Below are 17,583 nucleotides of genomic sequence, written 5' to 3' on the forward strand. Positions count from 1 at the left end.
GCACCATGAGAGACATAACGCAGAAGAATTATCGGGAGCGCAATGTGCTCGGAAACAGCGCAGAACAACCGTTTTTCCAGGAGCGAAGCAATCGAAAACCGATAACAAGGGCTACGGTCCAGTACTCGGTTGGTAGCCCCGGTAAGCGTAGCGCCACCGGGGAAGGTTACTTTTTCTCCCCCTCTCCGGCGTGCCAGATCCGCTCGGCATAGCGGCCAATCATCGCCAGCGATGCCGCCAGGATCAGGAAGAACACCACCTTGTGCAGGCTATACCAGAAGAATTCGAAGAAGCGGGTGTAGAGGTTGATGGCGAGGAACGTCAGGCCAAATCCACGCAGCATGCCATCGTCGGTTTTCAGGCTGATATAAATACACAGCACCGCCGCCAGCGCAAACAGCAGCCCCCACGGCAGCAGTTGCGCCTGGCTCACCCCATACCAGCTCTCGGAATCGTAGTTGCCGAAAATCGACAGGATCCACAGCGCGACAAACAGCCAGGTCAGCCCCATAGCCTTACTGACGGTAAACAACTGCCGCTGGCGTAATACATTTTGCATCAAGTAGCACAGCGCCAGCAGCACGCCGCCGAACAGCACGAAACGAATCGGGAAGCTCATCCCCAGCCAGTAGGCGCCCCAACCTGATACATAGCCGGTTTCCGCGCCAAACCAGTTCCCCAGCGCCAGCAGAAAGAACAGCCACACCAGCCCGGAACGGGCGAAATACCCTATCAGGCCGTAAATCGCGCAGCCGAGCAGTATCAGCGGCGCCACGTGGCCGCTGCCGTCGTCCAGCCGATCGCCTAGCTGCCACAAGGCAATGGCGGTGCAAATCACGCCGAGGAACAAAATCGCCTCGGTGCTATAGTGCCACTGCGCTTCGCGACGCTGACGGCGGAACCCCCAATAATAAAATGCGATGGCCAGCAGCGTCGGCAGGATAATGCGCGCGACAGCGGAGTCGCTGAAAAGATTGATAATCGCCGTAATCAATTCGGCGTCGGCGAACAGACTCCCCAGCGCAATCAGTACGCAGGCCATCGCGGTCCAGAAGGCATAGCGGCTCAGGCGCTGCCAGTCGAAAGCGCGAACAGATAGCGACGCTGACAGCCGTTGGCCGTCGCTGCTGTTCAGGATCCCCTCCTGCTGCCATTGCTCGATAGCACGTTGAAGAATCCGCTGCTGCTTGCGGGTGACGTTCATAAGCGTTCCTTGTCCATTGCGGGCTTAGCCCTGTTGATCCAGCCAGGCCAGCGCCTGTTCTCCGGTTTCATCCAGCGGTAAATAGACCAGCAGACGCGAACCGTTGCGCGGCGCGGAATACCAGTACATTTGCTGCAGACTAAAGCGCCCGAGCTGCGGATGGTTAAAATTTTTCACCTGGTTTTCGACGCCGCGTACCTCGTAGCGCTGGTGCCATAGCGCTTCAAACTCCGCCGAGGCGGCGAAAAAACGAGCCAGCTTATCTTCCCACTCTGGCGAGCCGCGATGCTCAGCCATCGCCGCGCGAAAATAGGAAACAAAAGTGGGCAACACATCGCGATTTTCAATGCGGCTACGCCAGGTTTCGCAGGTGAGATAGAGATAAATGCAATTGCGGTCTTCTTCGGCAATCGTCGCGAAATCAACGCCCATCAGGCGGCAAAAGCTGTCGTTCCAGGCGACGATATCAAAGTTTGGTTTCTGAATGCTGGCGGGCTGCGGCATCAGGCTATCAAGCATGCGTCGGGTTCCGGGACTGATCCCCTCGCAGACCGTGGCCTGCGTATTCTCCGGCGGCGTTAAGCCTGCCAGAACGAACAGATGACGGGTCTCAAGCGGGCTGCACTGAAGCGCGCTGGCCACGCCGCTTAATACCGCCGCCGACGGATTCACTTCCCGCCCCTGCTCAAGCCAGGTGTACCAGGTCACGCCGACGTCCGCCAGCATCGCCACTTCTTCCCGGCGCAGCCCCGGCGTCCGCCGCCGCCCGACGCGCGGCAGGCCGAGACGCTGCGGGTCAAGGCTTTCGCGGCGGGCGCGCAGAAATGCCCCCAGCTGTTTACGGCTATCATCGGGCGCAAGGTTCGGGGCCTCACGTTGCAGTATTAGCGACATCGTTCCTCCAGCATGGTAGTACCAATACCAGTATAGACAGGAACTGGTACCCGTTTAATTAATCGGTGATGCTACGGCCATACGCTGAATGACGCAATGGAGAGATCCGATGAATTCGTCTGCTGTTTCACCCGGCCGCGCCGGTTTACTGCTGTTACTGACCGGCCAGATGCTGCCGTTAATCGATACCTCGATAACCAACGTGGCGCTGGACTCGATCACCCACTCCCTCGACGCCAGCGCCACCCAACTGGAGCTTATCGTCGCGCTGTACGGCGTGGCCTTTGCCGTCTGCCTGGCGATGGGCAGCAAACTGGGCGATAACTATGGACGCCGCCGCCTGTTCCTGTGGGGCGTGGCGGTATTCGGCATCGCCTCGCTGCTATGCGGGATGGCTAACTCAATCACTACCCTGCTGGCCGCGAGAACGCTGCAAGGCGCGGGCGCCGCGCTGATCGTGCCGCAAATACTCGCCACCCTGCACGTCACCCTGAAAGGTACCGCCCACGCCCGGGCGATAAGCCTCTACGGCGGTATCGGCGGCATCGCGTTTATCGTCGGCCAGATGGGCGGCGGTTGGCTGGTCTCCGCCGATATCGCCGGGCTCGGCTGGCGTAACGCCTTCTTTATCAACGTGCCTATCTGCCTGCTGGTGTTAGCTTTTAGCCGCCGCTATGTGCCGGAAACCCGCCGCGAAAGCCATTCCAGCATCGATTGGCAGGGAACGTTCAGCCTGGCGTTAATCCTCTGCTGCCTGCTGTTCCCGATGGCGCTGGGGCCGGAACTGCACTGGCCATGGGAGCTACAGCTGCTTTTGCTGGCCGTATTCCCCCTGCTCGGCTGGATGCGCCTGAGCGCGCTGCGTAAGCAGCAGCGCGGCGAGCAACCGCTGCTGCCGCCGCGGCTGTTGAAGCTCACCAGCATCCGTTTTGGTATGGCTATCGCGCTGCTGTTCTTCAGCGCCTGGTCCGGCTTTATGTTTTGTATGGCGCTGACCATGCAGGCCGGGCTTGGGATGGCGCCGTGGCAGTCCGGCAACAGTTTTATCGCTCTCGGGGTGGCCTATTTTATCTCCGCGCTGTACGCGCCGAAGCTTATCGCTCGCTATAGTATGGGGCGGATTTTGCTGATTGGCCTGGCGGTGCAGATTAGCGGCCTGCTGATGCTGAGTGTCACCTTTTATCAATTTGGCCTGCGGACCACGACGCTGGCGCTGGTGCCCTCCACCGCGCTGGTCGGCTATGGCCAGGCGTTAATCGTTAACAGTTTCTATCGTATCGGGATGCGGGACATTCGCGCCTGCGACGCCGGAGCCGGTAGCGCCATTCTCAGTACCCTGCAGCAGGCGACGCTGGGGCTGGGGCCGGCCATTCTCGGCTCGCTGTTCTTAACCCTGGCCCAGCGCGGCGGTGGCGACTATGCGCAGGCGCTGATCGTCTTCCTGCTGGTCGAGGTGGCGATGATGCTGCTGCTGGGCGCTATAGCCCTCTGGCTGCGCCATCACCTGAATCTGCAGCCGGCGGCGACGGCGTCCTGATTCACAACTGTGTAACCTCTGATTTGCATAATAGTCATCCAGCGGTCATCATAACCGCTGGATGTACAGGAGACGTTATGCAGGAATTAATATCGCAAATCGCCGCATTAGGCATCAAAATCACCCCAACCACCTCGCTCATCATTACTTTTGGCATTATTTTTCTGACGGCGATTGTCGTTCATCTCATTCTACATAAAGTGGTACTACGCACCTTCGAAAAGCGGGCGCAGGCCAGCAGCCATTTATGGCTGCAGATCATCACGCAAAATAAACTTTTCCACCGCCTGGCGTTCACCCTACAGGGGATTATCGTCAACGTTCAGGCCGTGCTCTGGCTGCAGAAAGGCAGCGAAGCGGCGGAAATTTTATCCACCTGCGCGCAACTGTGGGTCATGGTTTACGCCATGCTCTCCTTCTTCTCGCTGCTGGACGTGATTTTCAATCTGGCGCAAAAATTCCCAACTGCCTCGCAGCTGCCGCTTAAAGGCATCTTCCAGGGTATTAAACTGGTTACGGCGATTATTATCGGCATTCTGATCATATCTCTGCTGATTGGCCAGTCGCCGGCGATTCTCATTAGCGGTCTTGGCGCGATGGCCGCCGTACTGATGTTAGTATTTAAAGACCCGATTCTTGGCCTGGTGGCCGGCATCCAGCTTTCCGCCAACGACATGCTCAAACTCGGCGACTGGCTGGAGATGCCGAAATATGGCGCCGATGGCGCGGTTATTGATATCGGCCTGACCACGGTAAAAGTGCGCAACTGGGATAACACAATCACCACAATCCCCACCTGGTCGCTGGTCTCGGATTCGTTTAAAAACTGGAGCGGGATGTCGGCCTCCGGCGGTCGTCGCATTAAGCGCAGCCTGAACATCGATACCACCAGCATCCATTTTCTTGACGAGCAGGAGCAGCAGCGGCTGATTCAGGCCAAATTGCTGAAGCCGTATATGGACTCGCGCCATCAGGAAATTAACGAGTGGAACCAACAGCACGCTAATGAACCCTCGGTGCTTAACCTGCGCAAAATGACCAATATCGGCACCTTCCGCGCCTATCTGCAGGAGTATCTGCGCAACCACCCTCTGCTACGTAAGGATATGACCATGATGGTGCGCCAGCTAGCGCCGGACGCTAACGGCCTGCCGATTGAGATCTACTGCTTCACCAATACCGTGGTGTGGGCGGAGTATGAAGGCATTCAGGCGGATATCTTCGACCATATCTTTGCGGTGGTTGACGAGTTCGGCCTGCGTATTCACCAGACGCCAACCGGCAACGACATTCGTTCACTGTCGGGCGCGCTGTCGTCCTGATTCCCGGCTGGCGCGCATTGCGGGCGCCAGCGTACTCTCACTCCACTATCATTTCTCAGGGCTAGCCGTCGACACAGTTTAAGCAGATGATCTTTTCACCAATATGGATTATCGCCAAAGGACGCTCTGCATAATGAAATTAACCACAACGTTTGTCGCGCTTGGCTGCGCTTTAGCACTCCTTTCCGGTTGCACCTCATCGAAGACCTCGCCAGAACGCCATGCTTATAGCTTCGTGTCTCACCGTTCAGATTTCGTCGGCGGTAATTTCACCGTTAACCGTCAGCAAAATTATCAGATGAACTTGCCTAACTTCCGCGATATCTACGCCCGCGGGCAAGAAGATCGGAAAAAAGGGGTGAGTGAAAGCGATGCGCAGCGAGTTGCCGACGCCATTAAGCAACAGGCGCTGGAAGGGGTGAAGTCGCAACACTCCTTCAACGGTAATGCGAGCGATCGGTGGAGCGAAACGATGGAAGCGAAGGATGCTCGTCTGTTTGGCAATGAGCTGGCTGGCGCCTATCTGGATGGCTTCCACGGGATAAAATAAGTTATGTCGCCCCGCCATTCCGCGGGGCGATAAGCCTTACGCCGGGCGGCGCAGCAGTTTGAAAGCGGCAAACAGGAAGATAATCCACACCGGCAGCAGTATCGCCGATAGACGCATCCCGTCAATGGTGCACATCAGCACCAGAATCAAACCGAGAAAAGCGATGCAAAAGTAGTTGCTGGCTGGCGCCAGTAACGCTTTGAACTTTGACTCGCGACCTTTACGACGCTGCGCGGCGCGAAACTTCAGATGCGCCATGCAGATCATTATCCAGTTCAGCAGCAGCGTCGCCACTACCAGCGCCATCAGTAACCCCAGCGCTTCATGCGGCAGCAGATAGTTCAGTACCACCACCAGCGAGGTAATGACGCCCGACAGCAGCAGCGAATTCACCGGCACGCCGCGTTTGCTGACGCGGGCGAGAAACTTCGGCGCGTTGCCTTGTACCGACAGGCCGAACAGCATCCGGCTATTGGAATAGACGCCGCTGTTATAGACCGACAGCGATGCCACCAGAATGACGAAGTTCAGCGCGGAGGCCACCACGTTGCTGTCAAGATTATGGAAAATCATCACAAACGGGCTGCTATCGGATTTAATCTCTACCCACGGATAGAGCGCCAGCAGCACCACCAGCGAGCCGATGTAAAACAGCAGGATACGGTAAACCACCTGGTTGACCGCTTTCGGAATGCTCTTTTCCGGGTCCTGCGCTTCCGCAGCGGTGATGCCGATAAGCTCCAGGCCGCCAAAAGAGAACATAATGACCGCCAACGACAGCACCAGGCCATGCCAGCCGGTCGCGAGGAAGCCGCCATGCTTCCACAAGTTATCAAAACCAGCTTTACTGCCGCCGTGACCGCCAAACAGCATCCACAGGCCAAAGGCGATCATGCCGATAATCGCCAGCACTTTAATCAGCGCGAACCAGAATTCCGCTTCGCCATACAGACGTACGTTGACCAGGTTGACGGCGTTAATAATGATGAAGAAGGCCGCCGCCCAAACCCAGGTGGGAACATCAGGGAGCCAGTACTGCATATAAATCCCGGCGGCGGTTAGTTCCGCCATCCCTACCAGCACGAACATCACCCAGTAGTTCCAGCCAGAGAGAAAGCCGGCGAACGGGCCCCAGTATTTATAGGCAAAGTGGGCAAAAGAGCCAGATACCGGCTCTTCCACCACCATCTCGCCAAGCTGGCGCATAATCAGAAAAGCCACAATACCGGCCACGGCGTAACCCAGTAATACCGCCGGGCCAGCCATTTGAATCGCGGGACCAATGCCAAGAAACAGGCCGGTGCCAATCGCGCCGCCAAGGGCGATAAGTTGAATATGTCGGTTCTGTAAACCGCGATGAAGCGTCGGGCCGCTCTCTTCCACGGCATCCGACGACGTTGACGCGTCTTTCACGTCGTTCCCCTGTGTATTTTTGTGAAGGGGCACCTTTTATCACTTAGGGGGAATTGTCGCAAGTTGCACGGGGCGCCGGGCCCCATGTCGGACTAAAAAACCACGATCAATGCAGCTTCAGGCGCGGGCGAATAATCCGGTTTATCCCCCCGGATAACATCATCAGGCCGGTTTTAAAATAACCGTGCAGCGTCACCTGATGCATCCGATACAACGAATCGTAAACCATCCGCGCAATACGGCCTTCGACCATCATCGGGCCAATCGGTAGATGTCCCATAATGCTGCCAAAGGTCGTGTAGCCGGAGAGAGAAACTAGCGAACCGCGATCGCGATAGGAGAACGATTTCAACTTATGTCCCTTCATGCGGGCGATAATGTTGTCGGCGGTCAAGAGCGCCATTTGATGCGCCGCCTGGCCGCGCGGCGGGATAAATCCACCTTCCGGACGCGGGCATGCCGCGCAGTCGCCGAAAGCAAAAATATCAGCGTCGCGCGTCGTCTGCAGCGTCGGGGTCACCACCAGTTGATTGATACGGTTGGTCTCCAGCCCGGCGATATCCTTCATGAAGTCCGGCGCTTTTATCCCCGCCGCCCAGACAATTAAACTCGCCTCGATAAACTGGCCATTTTTGGTCTGCAGGCCACCTTTTTCAACGCCGGTGATCATGGTATTGGTCATCACATTCACGCCAAGTTTACTCAGCTTTTCGTGCGCGGCGCGGGAAATCCGTTTTGGCAGTGCAGGTAAAATACCGTCGCCGGCTTCTATCAGACTGACATTTAACGCCTCGTTGGTCAGATCTTTATAACCGTAGCTGCGCAGTTCTTTCACCGCATTATGTAATTCAGCAGATAATTCAACGCCGGTAGCGCCACCGCCAACAATGGCAATATTGACCTTACCGGTCGTCTGCGGGTCGGCGGAATAGCGCAGAAATTGGTTCAGCATTTGCTGATGAAATACTTTTGCCTGCTCAGCGCTGTCGAGGAAAATACAGTGTTCTTTTACCCCTGGCGTATTAAAATCGTTCGACGTACTACCCAGTGCCATCACCAGCGTATCCCAGCGCAACTTGCGTTCCGGCACCAGTACTTCGCCCTGCTCATCCCGCAGCGCGGCGATAGTAATGGTCTTATTCTGCCTATCGATATCCATTACCGAACCGTGCTGGAAGGAAAAGTGGTGTTTGCTGGCATGGGCGAGGAAACTCAACGCATCCACGCCTTCATCCAGCGAACCGGTGGCGACTTCATGCAACAGTGGTTTCCACAGATGACTCTGGCTGCGATCGACAAGGGTAATATTCGCTTTCCGCCGACGCCCTAATTTACGTCCCAGCTGGGTCGCTAACTCCAACCCGCCGGCGCCGCCGCCGACAATAACGATCTCTTTTAATAGCGTAGTCAAAGTGACCTCTCAAATAATTAATTAAATGTTAATTAAAAACTCTCAGATAATTTTTAGTTAACAATAATTCAAACAATAAAATGCCAGTCATCCATTAGATGATTACGGAGTGCATATTGGTAATCGCAAATTTAATTGGCGGCAATTTTTACTCGGGATATTATTGTACAAGTTTTCGGGCGTTTTCCTTGAACGCATATTCGAGGTAAACAAAAAGGCCACTAAATTATTATTTAGCGGCCTGGCGGTGGGTTAGATAATAATAACCAGCAAGTCTTATCTTTCATTAATTAATAGTGATTAGCGGCATGCCGATATTCCTGTGCTTTAATAACGCATCATCACTGATTTAAGTTCGGTATAATCATCAATAAACGCGCTACCAAACTCACGGCCAATACCCGATCCTTTCATGCCGCCGAACGGCACTGCCGGGTCGAGGAAGGTATGCATGTTGACCCATACGATCCCGGCGTCAATGGCCTGCGAGTAGCGCAGCGCCTGGCGGATATTATCCGACCAGACGCTGGCCGCCAGTCCAAATGGGGAAGCATTAATTCGGGCCAGCGCTTCTTCTTCGCTGCGATAGCCAATAAAGCTGCATACCGGGCCGAAGGTCTCCTCGCGCATCAGGGTGCTCTCTTCGCTGCGCACCTTAACCGCCGTCGGCTGCAGGAAATAGCCCTCGCCGGGCAGCGCTTCGCCGCCGCAAACGATGGTATCACCCTCTTCGCGCGCGGTCTGAATGAGACGCAAGACTTTGTCATACTGCTGGCGGTTAGCCAGCGGCCCCATCAGCGTTTGTTCATCCAGCGGCGACCCCGGGGCGAAAGCGCTGAGCTTGTCTTTCAGCAGCGCCAGCACCGCATCCAGTTTTCCCTGCGGCAGATAAAAGCGCTCAGCGGCGGCGCAAATCTGCCCCTGGTTGAGGTAACCGGCTTCGATAATGCCGTTCACCATGGCCTCTGGCGGCAGGTCATCGAGGAACAGCGCGGCGTTTTTACCGCCCAGCTCCAGCGTAACCCGTTTACCTGACGCACTGGCCGACTGCTGGACTTTTTCCCCGGTCGCCACCGAGCCGGTGAAGCTCACTTTAGCGCAGGCCGAATGCGTGATAAGGCGTTGGGCGATTTCGCCGCCGGCGCCGTTGACCACGTTAATCACGCCATCCGGAATACCGGCTGCCTTCGCCAGTTCCGCCACCCGCAGCAGCGTCAGCGGCGTATACTCGCTCGGCTTGATGACGATAGTGCAGCCGCAAACCAGCGCCGCCGCCATCTTCCAGATGGCAATCATAATCGAGAAGTTCCACGGCACGATGCCGACCACCACGCCCAACGGCTGGCGGCGGGTAAAGGCGGTATATCTTTCCCCGGCCATCGACGGCAGTGACACATCCAGGGTTTCTCCGGTGATTTTCCCCGCCCAGCCGGCGAAGTAGCGCAAAAACGCTACCGACTGATCCAGCTCGAGCATCCGCGCCAGGGTGATCGTCTTACCGGAGCAGAGGCTTTCCAGCTGCGCCAGCTCTTCGCGATGCTCTGCCAGCGTGTCCGCCAGCTTTAGCAGCAGCGCGCCGCGGGCCAGCGTCGGCATCTCGCGCCACTGATTAAACGCCAGGCGGGCGCTCTCCATGGCGCGGTCCGCCTGGCCGACATCCGCCGCCGTGACTTCGGCGATTGACTCTCCGGTCGCCGGGTTTATCACAGCGAACGGCGCGCCGTGGCCCGCCTCACGATGGCCGGCAATAAACTGCCCGTGCGGCTGGCGTAAAAAGGCGGTCACTTCCGCCAGTATGGTTATCTCGCTCATCGTCAGCACCCGTTTTTTAGCAAAGTTAGCCCATCACAGCACGGTTGCGCCGCGCCGCCCATCGTTCTAAAGAACGTCATTCTTCCGGACGATATTCAACGCCCGCGCGGCGTGCTGTGATGAGGACATTGAGCCAGGCAAGACGACAGGGTAACGCGATGAATATTAAAATCGATGCGCTGAACTACTACGGCGCGACGAAGAAATACCAGCTCCATTTTCCGGCGCTGCGGGAAGATATCGAAGCCGATGTGGTGATTATCGGCGGCGGCTTTTCCGGTATTAACACCGCGCTGGAGCTGGCGGAACAGGGGATCACCAACGTGGTGGTGCTGGAAGCGCGCCATCTTGGCTATGGCGGCACCGGGCGCAACGGCGGCCAGGTGATGGCCGGGATCGGCCACGATATCGAAGCGGTGAAAAAACACGTCGGCAAAGAGGGGCTGGAGACGCTATTTAAAATCGCCAACCTCGGCGCGGGCATCATTCGCGAACGCATCCGCAAATACAACATCGACGCCGATTTCGTCCCCGGCTACGGCTACCTGGCCTATAACCAGCGGCAGCTCAAAACGCTACGCCAGTGGGAGAAGGAGTTTAAAGCCGCCACCCCGGATGAAGATATCGAACTGTATACCGGCAAAGAGGTACAGCAGGTGGTCGGCTCCGAGGTCTACTGCGGCGCGCTGAAACATATGGGCGGCGGACAGATCCATTCGCTCAATATGCTGCTTGGTTCGGCGCAGGCCGCGCATTCTCTGGGGGTGAAGATTTTCGAATCCTCGCCGGTAGTGGAAGTGAATTACGGCAAACAGGTACGGGTGCGCACCGCGATGGGCAGCGTTAAAGCCGCCAAACTGCTGTGGGCCTGCGACAGCTTCCTCAACAATATGGAGCCGGAGATCTACAACAAAACGCTGGTCACTTACTCTTATCAGGTATCGACCGAGCCGCTCTCCGATGAACTGATCGAGCGCATCAGCCCGCTGCGCGGCGCCTTCAGCGATATTCGCCCGGTGATTAACTACTACCGCGTCACCCGCGAAAACCGCCTGCTGTTCGGCAGCGCTACCCGCTTCGTGGAATATACGCCGAACGATTTCGCCGCCTGGAATCGTACGCTGCTGGCGGAGGTCTTCCCGTACCTGAAAGATGTGAAGATCGACTTCGCCTGGGGCGGGCCGATGGCCTGCAGCGCCAACCTGTTCCCACAGATCGGCACCTTACGCGACCATAACAATGTCTTTTACGTCCAGGGGTACTCCGGCTTCGGCGTCACCCCCTCGCACATCGTGTGCAAAATCCTCGCCGAAGGGATTAATGGCGGTTCCGACCGCTATCGCCTGCTAAGCAGCATTCCCCACGCGACCATCCACGGCCGTGACAGCCTGCGTCTGTTATTAGTCACCGCCGGAAAACTGATGCATCAAACCGCCGGTTTCTGGAAAGGCCGGAGTTAATCAGGAGAACGCAATGTACGCTTTTAAACTCGAACAACCGGTACCTGAACTGCAGCCGATCGGCAGCGTAAGTCTGCTCGGCGCGACGCCGACCGCCGGCGACCCGCAGGTAGCGGGCGCGATGATATATGGCGAGCCGCAGGACGCCTTTACCTGCGGACTGTTTTCGTCCACCGAAGGGAGCTTCACCATGACCTATCCATTTACCGAACACGCCACCGTGCTGGAGGGCGAAGTAGAACTGACCGTCGCCGGCGGCGAGCCGCAGCGCTTCGCGCCGGGCGACAGCTGGTTTGTCAAACAAGGCACCGAAGTGGAGTGGAAAATTCTCACCCCGCGTTTCGTCAAACACTATCTGGCGAACGTCGAGACGCGCTAACACGCTGATAATGCCCGGCGGCGCATTACGCCTTCTCCGGGCGACCAAATCGCACAGCGCTGTAGCCCCGGTAAGCGGCAGCGCCACCGGGGTTTTGAGGCCAAATTAAAGGCAGGCCGCACGGACCGTAGGCCGGGTAAGGCGCTAGCCGCCACCCGGCAGAAATACGCGCAACGTGGCAAGACAGATGGCCCCGCTTTCCGGGGCTATTTTATTTATCAACCGCCACATTCATGGACTACGTCACAGATTCACCCGTTGCTCTCCACCTTCCGGACGATATTCGTTGAGCAGGATGCCCGCCTAAATTATGACTATCCGGGAGTGGCGCTGGCTATTCCCTGCCCTCCCCTACATTGTGCAGAGGTTGACTATGTTTAGTAACAGACTCGCCAGCCATCTTGAACGCGGCGTCGTCGGCTTTCCGACGACCCTCGCCAGCTCGGTTGGGCTGATTATGGCAAGCCCGGTGATCCTGACGGTCACCAGCGGATTTGGCATGGGCGGCGACACCTTCGCGCTGGCGGTACTGCTGGCTTTTATTATGATGCAGGCGCAGGTCACTACCTTCGCCGAAGCCGCGACGTTAATCCCCACCACCGGTTCGGTGTACGACTATATCTCCTGCGGTATGGGCCGCTTCTTCGCCATTACCGGCGCGCTGTGCGCCTATCTTATCGTCCATATCTTCGCCGGAACCGCGGAGACCATTCTCGCCGGCATTATGGCGCTGGTGAACTTCGAATCGGTCAATGCGCAGATGGCCGCCCATCAAAACACCTGGATGGTGGGCGTCGGTATGGTGGTCATTTTCGGCCTGCTCAACGCCATTGGCGTGGAAATTTTCGGCAAGGTCGAAGTGGTGCTTACCTTTGGCATGTGGACGACGCTGACCATTTTCGGCCTGTGCGGCATTTTTATGGCGCCGGTGACTCACCTTTCCGGCTGGTTCGGCACGCCGCTGAACGTTAGCGATATCTCCGGCCTGTTCGGCTATATCGGCATGGCGATGTTTATGTTCGTCGGCTGCGAACTGGTGACGCCGATGGCGCCGGAAATCAAAAAAGCCCACCGCACCATTCCGCGGGCGATGGCGCTGGGTCTGCTGGGCGTCGCCAGCTGCATGTTTATCTACGGCGCGGCGATTAACCGCCAGGTGGAAAACGTGGTGGTCGATGCGGCGAATAACGTCCATCTGCTGGACACGCCGATGGCTATCCCGGCCTTCGCCGAGCGGGTGATGGGCCACGCTGGCCAGTATTGGCTCGGCGTCGGCCTGCTGCTGGCGGGCTGCGCCACGATTAATACCTTGATGGCCGCAGTGCCACGTATTATTTACGGTATGGCGCTGGACGGCGCGCTGCCGCGTTTTCTTACCTGGCTGCATCCGCGCTTCAAAACGCCGGTGATCGCGATTGCCATCGGCGTGGCCATCCCCTGCCTGCACGCATGGTACCTGAACGGCGATCTGGACCGCATCGTGCCGCTGATCCTCGCCGCGGTCTGCGCCTGGGGCGTGGCCTATCTGTTGGTGACGCTGTCGGTGGTGATGCTGCGCATTCGCCGCCCGGACCTACCGCGCGCCTACCGCTCGCCGTGGTTTCCGCTACCGCAGATTATCTCCAGCGTCGGGATTATCATCGCTATCGTGAATATTACCCCACCGGGGATGGACAGCCGCGAGGTGCTGGTGCCGTTCGGGATTATGCTCGGCCTGACCGCCGCCTATGCCCTGTTCTGGACGCTGTGCGTACAGCGCGTTAATCCGTTCAAGCCGCTGGCGGTAGAAGAGGTGGTCGAGCGCGCTATCGGCAACTATGAGAAACAGACCCGCGGGGAGATGACGCCTGATGCCCTCCGTCCCCTGGTTTGAAACGCCATTAATGAACGCGGTGCTGCGCGATTTAGCGGGCTGGCCGAGCGAAAAACTGAGCGAAAGCAGCGCGATGTTGCGCTTGAACGACGCCACCTTCGTCACCTACAGAGCGCGTCAGAAGCGACTATTTATGGCCAGCATTCACAGCTGCGAGTTTGTCGTCGAGGGGCCGGTTACCCGGCCCGCTCGCGGTAAGATCCGCGCTCACCAATCCGGCTGGCTGAAACGTCAGCCAGTCCGCTTTATCGGCGGTAAAGAGAGCGCGGAACTCGCCGGCTATCTCAACGGTTTTCCTAATCTTCAGCAGACCTTAAGCGAGCTGGACTACCGCCGTTTTTCGTTGACCTTTGACGGTCGCGGCTGGCGCTGCTGCATTGAACCCTGGGCCGCCAGCGAAGTGGTCTGCAAAATGCCGCCGCTGCGCCGTTATCTGAAGCTCGAAGCGCAGCAGCGGATGCTGCTGCTCAGCGTGATGGCGATGATTAATCAGGCGGTAAGTCAGTGGATGATTGAAAAAACCAATGATTAAGAGCTTATGGCCATGACATCACGCACCGATCAGACTCTCCAGAGGAATGCCGAACTGTGCATGAAGCCGGCGAATCATCGGGAGCGTCAGGTTGCGCGTGCCATTGAGAATTTCATAAACGCGATTAGATTTACCAATCGCCGGTTCCAGATCTTTTACGGTAAGCCCCTGCTGCTCCATGCGAAATTTTATGGCTTCAATGGGGGTGGGCGGCTCGATGGGATAGTGCCTTTTCTCATACTCTTCAATGAGCAAGCACATCACCTCAAAAAAATCTCCCTCTGGCGTATCAGGCGCTGGTTCATTATCAAAAAAAGGTTCAACCGCGCTTAACGCGGCTTCGTAATCTTGTTCAGTGCGGATAGGCTTAACATTCATCATTTACTTCCTCTCTATCGTCTCAGCGTTTATCACGTCATATTCCTTATGCGTTCCGATAAACTTAACGAACATCCATCCCCGCAGATAAGCAACAGCTACAATTAACCGATAATCATTTCCCTTTATGTTGAATACCACCCGCTTATTTTTCAATATGCTTGCGCTGCGGTATTGGTCCTTGATCTCCGCCGGGGTTTTCCAGTCAGCCTTTATTGCCTCGTCCACCCAAGCCTTTAGCGGTTGTTCCGCGTCGGGATTCTCCGCCCAGAAATCCCTGAGTACTTTCACTGAGATTATCTTCATGGACGGATATTAGTCCCAATTCGGGACCAGGTAAAGAAAAAAGTCCCAAACCGGGACTTTTGAGCCACATTGCGTCTTGCCCTTCTCCGCCATCACAGCGGGGAGGCTGAGGTGGTTTATAGCAGACCGAACTGCTGAGCCAGTCGATCGATAGCCTGGCGCTGGAACTGCGCGAACGCGGCGCGCGGCTGCTGCTGCTGAATGAATTCCAGCAGCGGATCCTGAACCTCGGTGCGCACGCCGCTCAGCGTTTCCATCACCGCCAGGCCGCAGAACGGCACGTAGGATTCGGCATAGCCGCCTTCGTGCACCATCACCAGTTTGCCGCCGCACAGGCGATCCGCCGCCTGCTGGACCTGTTCGGTCATCGCCCGGAAGCTGTCGCTATGTAGCTGCATCCGCGCCAATGGATCCATCGCGTTGGCGTCATAGCCGCAGGCGATAATAATCAGTTCCGGCTCAAAACGCGCCAGCGCGGGAATGACGATAGTTTCCAGCGCATAGCGCCAGCTATCGTCGCCCGCCCCGGCCAGCAACGGAATATTGATATTGTAACCTTCGCCGGCGCCAACGCCGCGATCGTCCTCGCCGGAGTAGCCCGGCGGGAAGCAGCCGTCCTGATGCAATGAGATAGTCAGCACGTCATCGCGCTGCAGATAGATATGCTGCGTACCGTTACCGTGGTGAACGTCCCAGTCAATAATCGCTACCTTGCCGAGCCCCAGCAACGCTTTCGCCCGTTCAACGGCAATGGGAATATTGGCGAGGAAACAAAACCCCATCGACTGCTCCGGCAGGCAGTGGTGTCCGGGCGGCCGCGACAGCGAATAGGCGTTATCCAGTTCGCCCTTAAGCACCGCCTCGACGGCGGCGCAGGCCAGCCCGGCGGAAAGGCAGGCGATTTCATAACTCCCCGGCCCCAGCGGCGCCTCTTTGCCGAGCATGCCGCCGCCGTTATCGCTGATTGCCTTAAAGCGCTCAAGATAGCTATCGGGATGGATCCGCCGCAGGTCTTCCAGGCTCGCTGCCGCCGCGCTGCGTAGTTCCAGCTGCGGCGTCAGCCCGGAGACGTCCATCAGGTTTTTCATCCGCCGTTTGGTCTCCGGCGACTCGGCATGGCCGCCGCCGGCAGGCGGCTGTACCCAACCACCGACCGGCAGCGTTACCGCGTGCAGGCCGGTACTGTGCCAGAAACAACGTTCATCAAAGAAGAAACCGGTTTTTCTTTTCACTCTATCCTCCCGTTGGCTAAACCTTTCCCGGCGGACGACGCCGCCGCAATCAAAATCAGCGACAGCAGCGCGCAGGCGCCTGCCGCCGCCAGCAGCGGATTGGCGCTGGCGAAGTGTTGCAGTAAGGCCCCCGCGATCGCCGGACCGGCGGCCATTCCGCCGCCGATCACCAGATTGATGCTGTTCATCAACCGGCCGTTGTTATCGAGCGCGGCCACGCGAGCGAGGATAAAGGGCAACACGAAAGTCCAGGTGAACTTAAACAGCAGCGCCGCGATGGCGTAACGCACCAGCAGCGGATGACCTGTCAGTAACAGCACGCTGGCGATCAGCAGCGCGTATCCCAGCCACACCGCCAGCCGGTCCGGACGTTGGGTACCGCGCAGCGCCGCGCCGCCGGCGCCGATAATGCCGAACACCGTCGCCGCCGCCAGCACCAGACCGACCTGTGTCGGACTCAACCCCGCCCCGCTGCCGATGGTGCCGATAAAGGTCCATACGGCGCTGAGGCTGATATAGAAGGTGAGAACCGCCAGCACCGCCAGCGCCTTTCGCCACGACGCCGCAGACGGCTGGCGATGGGAAGCCGATTGCGCTTGAAAACACGACGGGAAAGCGGAAACCAGCGGCAAACAGCAGAGCATGATGGCGGCAAGAATCAGATAAACGACCTTCAGGCCAAAGGTCACAAACAGGCCGGGTAACACCAGCAGGCCAAGCATGCCTAACAGCAGTTGCCCCAGTACCCAGAATGCGTACACCCGTGATGGATTCGGCGTTCCCGCCGCGCAGCTGATGCACAAGATCATCAGCGTGCCTCCCGCCAGGGAAGCAATAAAGCGTACCGCCAGCAGAGACGAATACTGGGTTACCGCCGCCGAGGCAAGGTTAGCGAGCAGAAATACCGCACAGGCAACGAGCGCGACCCGCCGCCAGTCGAGGCGGCTCATCCACCACCACGCCGGGAGCGTCGCCAGGCTCATCGCGCCGAGCTCCGCCGAAAATAGCCAGCCGATCTGCCCGGGTTTAAGGTGCCATTCGCTGGCCAGCTGCGCCGCCACCGCCGGCGCGGTCATTAAAATCCCCGGCGCAATGGCGGCGAAAATGACAATCGCCGCCAGCAAACGCAGCGACACCACCAGCCTGCCAGGCCGCGAAAGAGTATTATCAGAAAGAGGTGTACTCGACATCGTAGGGCGTGCTCCAGTCAAAAAAGCCTCCCCCCGGACGGTTATCCAGGGAGTGATACCCTCAGGCATCAGGAAAACGCCGTGCTGCCA

General features: G+C 57.7%; 16 protein-coding genes. 7 read left to right on the forward strand and 9 right to left on the reverse strand.

The genetic code is table 11. The features are described from left to right. Positions 1 to 166: 166 nt before the first annotated feature. Positions 167 to 1,204: a DUF2157 domain-containing protein gene (locus tag PGR10_RS16380; RefSeq protein ID WP_430917080.1), complete on the reverse strand. Its 1,038-nt coding sequence runs from the start codon at positions 1,202 to 1,204 to the stop codon at positions 167 to 169. 24 nt (positions 1,205 to 1,228) lie between these two features. Continuing rightward, positions 1,229 to 2,098, reverse strand: a complete 870-nt coding sequence (locus PGR10_RS16385; RefSeq protein ID WP_162750177.1) for a helix-turn-helix transcriptional regulator — start codon at positions 2,096 to 2,098, stop codon at positions 1,229 to 1,231. A gap of 109 nt (positions 2,099 to 2,207) precedes the next feature. Here PGR10_RS16385 and PGR10_RS16390 point away from each other — a divergent pair, with 109 nt between their 5' ends. The 3 genes from PGR10_RS16390 to PGR10_RS16400 all read left to right on the forward strand — a co-directional run bounded on the left by PGR10_RS16390 (position 2,208) and on the right by PGR10_RS16400 (position 5,507). Continuing rightward, positions 2,208 to 3,635, forward strand: coding sequence for an MFS transporter (locus PGR10_RS16390; RefSeq protein WP_213317357.1), 1,428 nt, complete (start codon positions 2,208 to 2,210; stop codon positions 3,633 to 3,635). Positions 3,636 to 3,712: 77 nt separating this feature from the next. Beyond that, a complete protein-coding gene (locus PGR10_RS16395) occupies positions 3,713 to 4,957 on the forward strand; it encodes a mechanosensitive ion channel family protein (protein WP_430923790.1) in 1,245 nt (414 codons plus the stop codon). Between the two features lie 133 nt (positions 4,958 to 5,090). After that, a complete protein-coding gene (locus PGR10_RS16400) occupies positions 5,091 to 5,507 on the forward strand; it encodes an Exc2 family lipoprotein (RefSeq protein ID WP_045381305.1) in 417 nt (138 codons plus the stop codon). A 36-nt stretch (positions 5,508 to 5,543) separates the two neighbouring features. Here PGR10_RS16400 and pheP read toward each other — a convergent pair whose 3' ends face one another. The 3 genes from pheP to PGR10_RS16415 form a co-directional block, all read right to left on the reverse strand. Then, positions 5,544 to 6,920: a phenylalanine transporter gene (gene pheP, locus PGR10_RS16405; RefSeq protein ID WP_047054926.1), complete on the reverse strand. Its 1,377-nt coding sequence runs from the start codon at positions 6,918 to 6,920 to the stop codon at positions 5,544 to 5,546. A 106-nt stretch (positions 6,921 to 7,026) separates the two neighbouring features. After that, positions 7,027 to 8,331 (reverse strand): NAD(P)/FAD-dependent oxidoreductase, encoded by a 1,305-nt coding sequence (locus tag PGR10_RS16410; protein ID WP_316424388.1) that lies wholly within the window; start codon positions 8,329 to 8,331, stop codon positions 7,027 to 7,029. A gap of 327 nt (positions 8,332 to 8,658) precedes the next feature. Beyond that, positions 8,659 to 10,143, reverse strand: coding sequence for an aldehyde dehydrogenase family protein (locus tag PGR10_RS16415; RefSeq protein WP_213317355.1), 1,485 nt, complete (start codon positions 10,141 to 10,143; stop codon positions 8,659 to 8,661). 158 nt (positions 10,144 to 10,301) lie between these two features. Here PGR10_RS16415 and PGR10_RS16420 point away from each other — a divergent pair, with 158 nt between their 5' ends. From PGR10_RS16420 to PGR10_RS16435, 4 genes are all read left to right on the forward strand, one after another. Beyond that, complete coding sequence (locus PGR10_RS16420; protein WP_087860297.1) at positions 10,302 to 11,603, forward strand: NAD(P)/FAD-dependent oxidoreductase; 1,302 nt, start codon at positions 10,302 to 10,304, stop codon at positions 11,601 to 11,603. A 13-nt stretch (positions 11,604 to 11,616) separates the two neighbouring features. Continuing rightward, a complete protein-coding gene (locus tag PGR10_RS16425) occupies positions 11,617 to 11,982 on the forward strand; it encodes a cupin domain-containing protein (RefSeq protein ID WP_113373801.1) in 366 nt (121 codons plus the stop codon). 373 nt (positions 11,983 to 12,355) lie between these two features. After that, entirely contained in the window at positions 12,356 to 13,855 is a 1,500-nt protein-coding gene (locus PGR10_RS16430) for an APC family permease (protein WP_087860299.1), read from the forward strand. After that, entirely contained in the window at positions 13,833 to 14,387 is a 555-nt protein-coding gene (locus PGR10_RS16435; protein ID WP_213794443.1) for a DUF3156 family protein, read from the forward strand. Before PGR10_RS16430 ends, PGR10_RS16435 begins: the two co-directional genes overlap by 23 nt. A gap of 18 nt (positions 14,388 to 14,405) precedes the next feature. Here PGR10_RS16435 and PGR10_RS16440 read toward each other — a convergent pair whose 3' ends face one another. The 4 genes from PGR10_RS16440 to PGR10_RS16455 form a co-directional block, all read right to left on the reverse strand. Next, positions 14,406 to 14,768: a helix-turn-helix domain-containing protein gene (locus tag PGR10_RS16440; RefSeq protein ID WP_172408062.1), complete on the reverse strand. Its 363-nt coding sequence runs from the start codon at positions 14,766 to 14,768 to the stop codon at positions 14,406 to 14,408. After that, positions 14,769 to 15,071 carry a type II toxin-antitoxin system HigB family toxin gene (locus PGR10_RS16445; RefSeq protein ID WP_045393363.1) on the reverse strand — a complete coding sequence of 101 codons (303 nt, stop codon included), beginning with the start codon at positions 15,069 to 15,071 and terminating at the stop codon, positions 14,769 to 14,771. Positions 15,072 to 15,187: 116 nt separating this feature from the next. Next, positions 15,188 to 16,303 carry a class II histone deacetylase gene (locus PGR10_RS16450; protein ID WP_308958075.1) on the reverse strand — a complete coding sequence of 372 codons (1,116 nt, stop codon included), beginning with the start codon at positions 16,301 to 16,303 and terminating at the stop codon, positions 15,188 to 15,190. Then, positions 16,300 to 17,493: an MFS transporter gene (locus tag PGR10_RS16455; RefSeq protein WP_430923791.1), complete on the reverse strand. Its 1,194-nt coding sequence runs from the start codon at positions 17,491 to 17,493 to the stop codon at positions 16,300 to 16,302. Before PGR10_RS16455 ends, PGR10_RS16450 begins: the two co-directional genes overlap by 4 nt. Positions 17,494 to 17,583 lie beyond the last annotated feature (90 nt).

The sequence above is a fragment of the Klebsiella sp. 141198 genome, from assembly GCF_050600785.1.
In the GTDB taxonomy this organism is placed as follows: Bacteria; Pseudomonadota; Gammaproteobacteria; order Enterobacterales; family Enterobacteriaceae; genus Klebsiella; species Klebsiella aerogenes.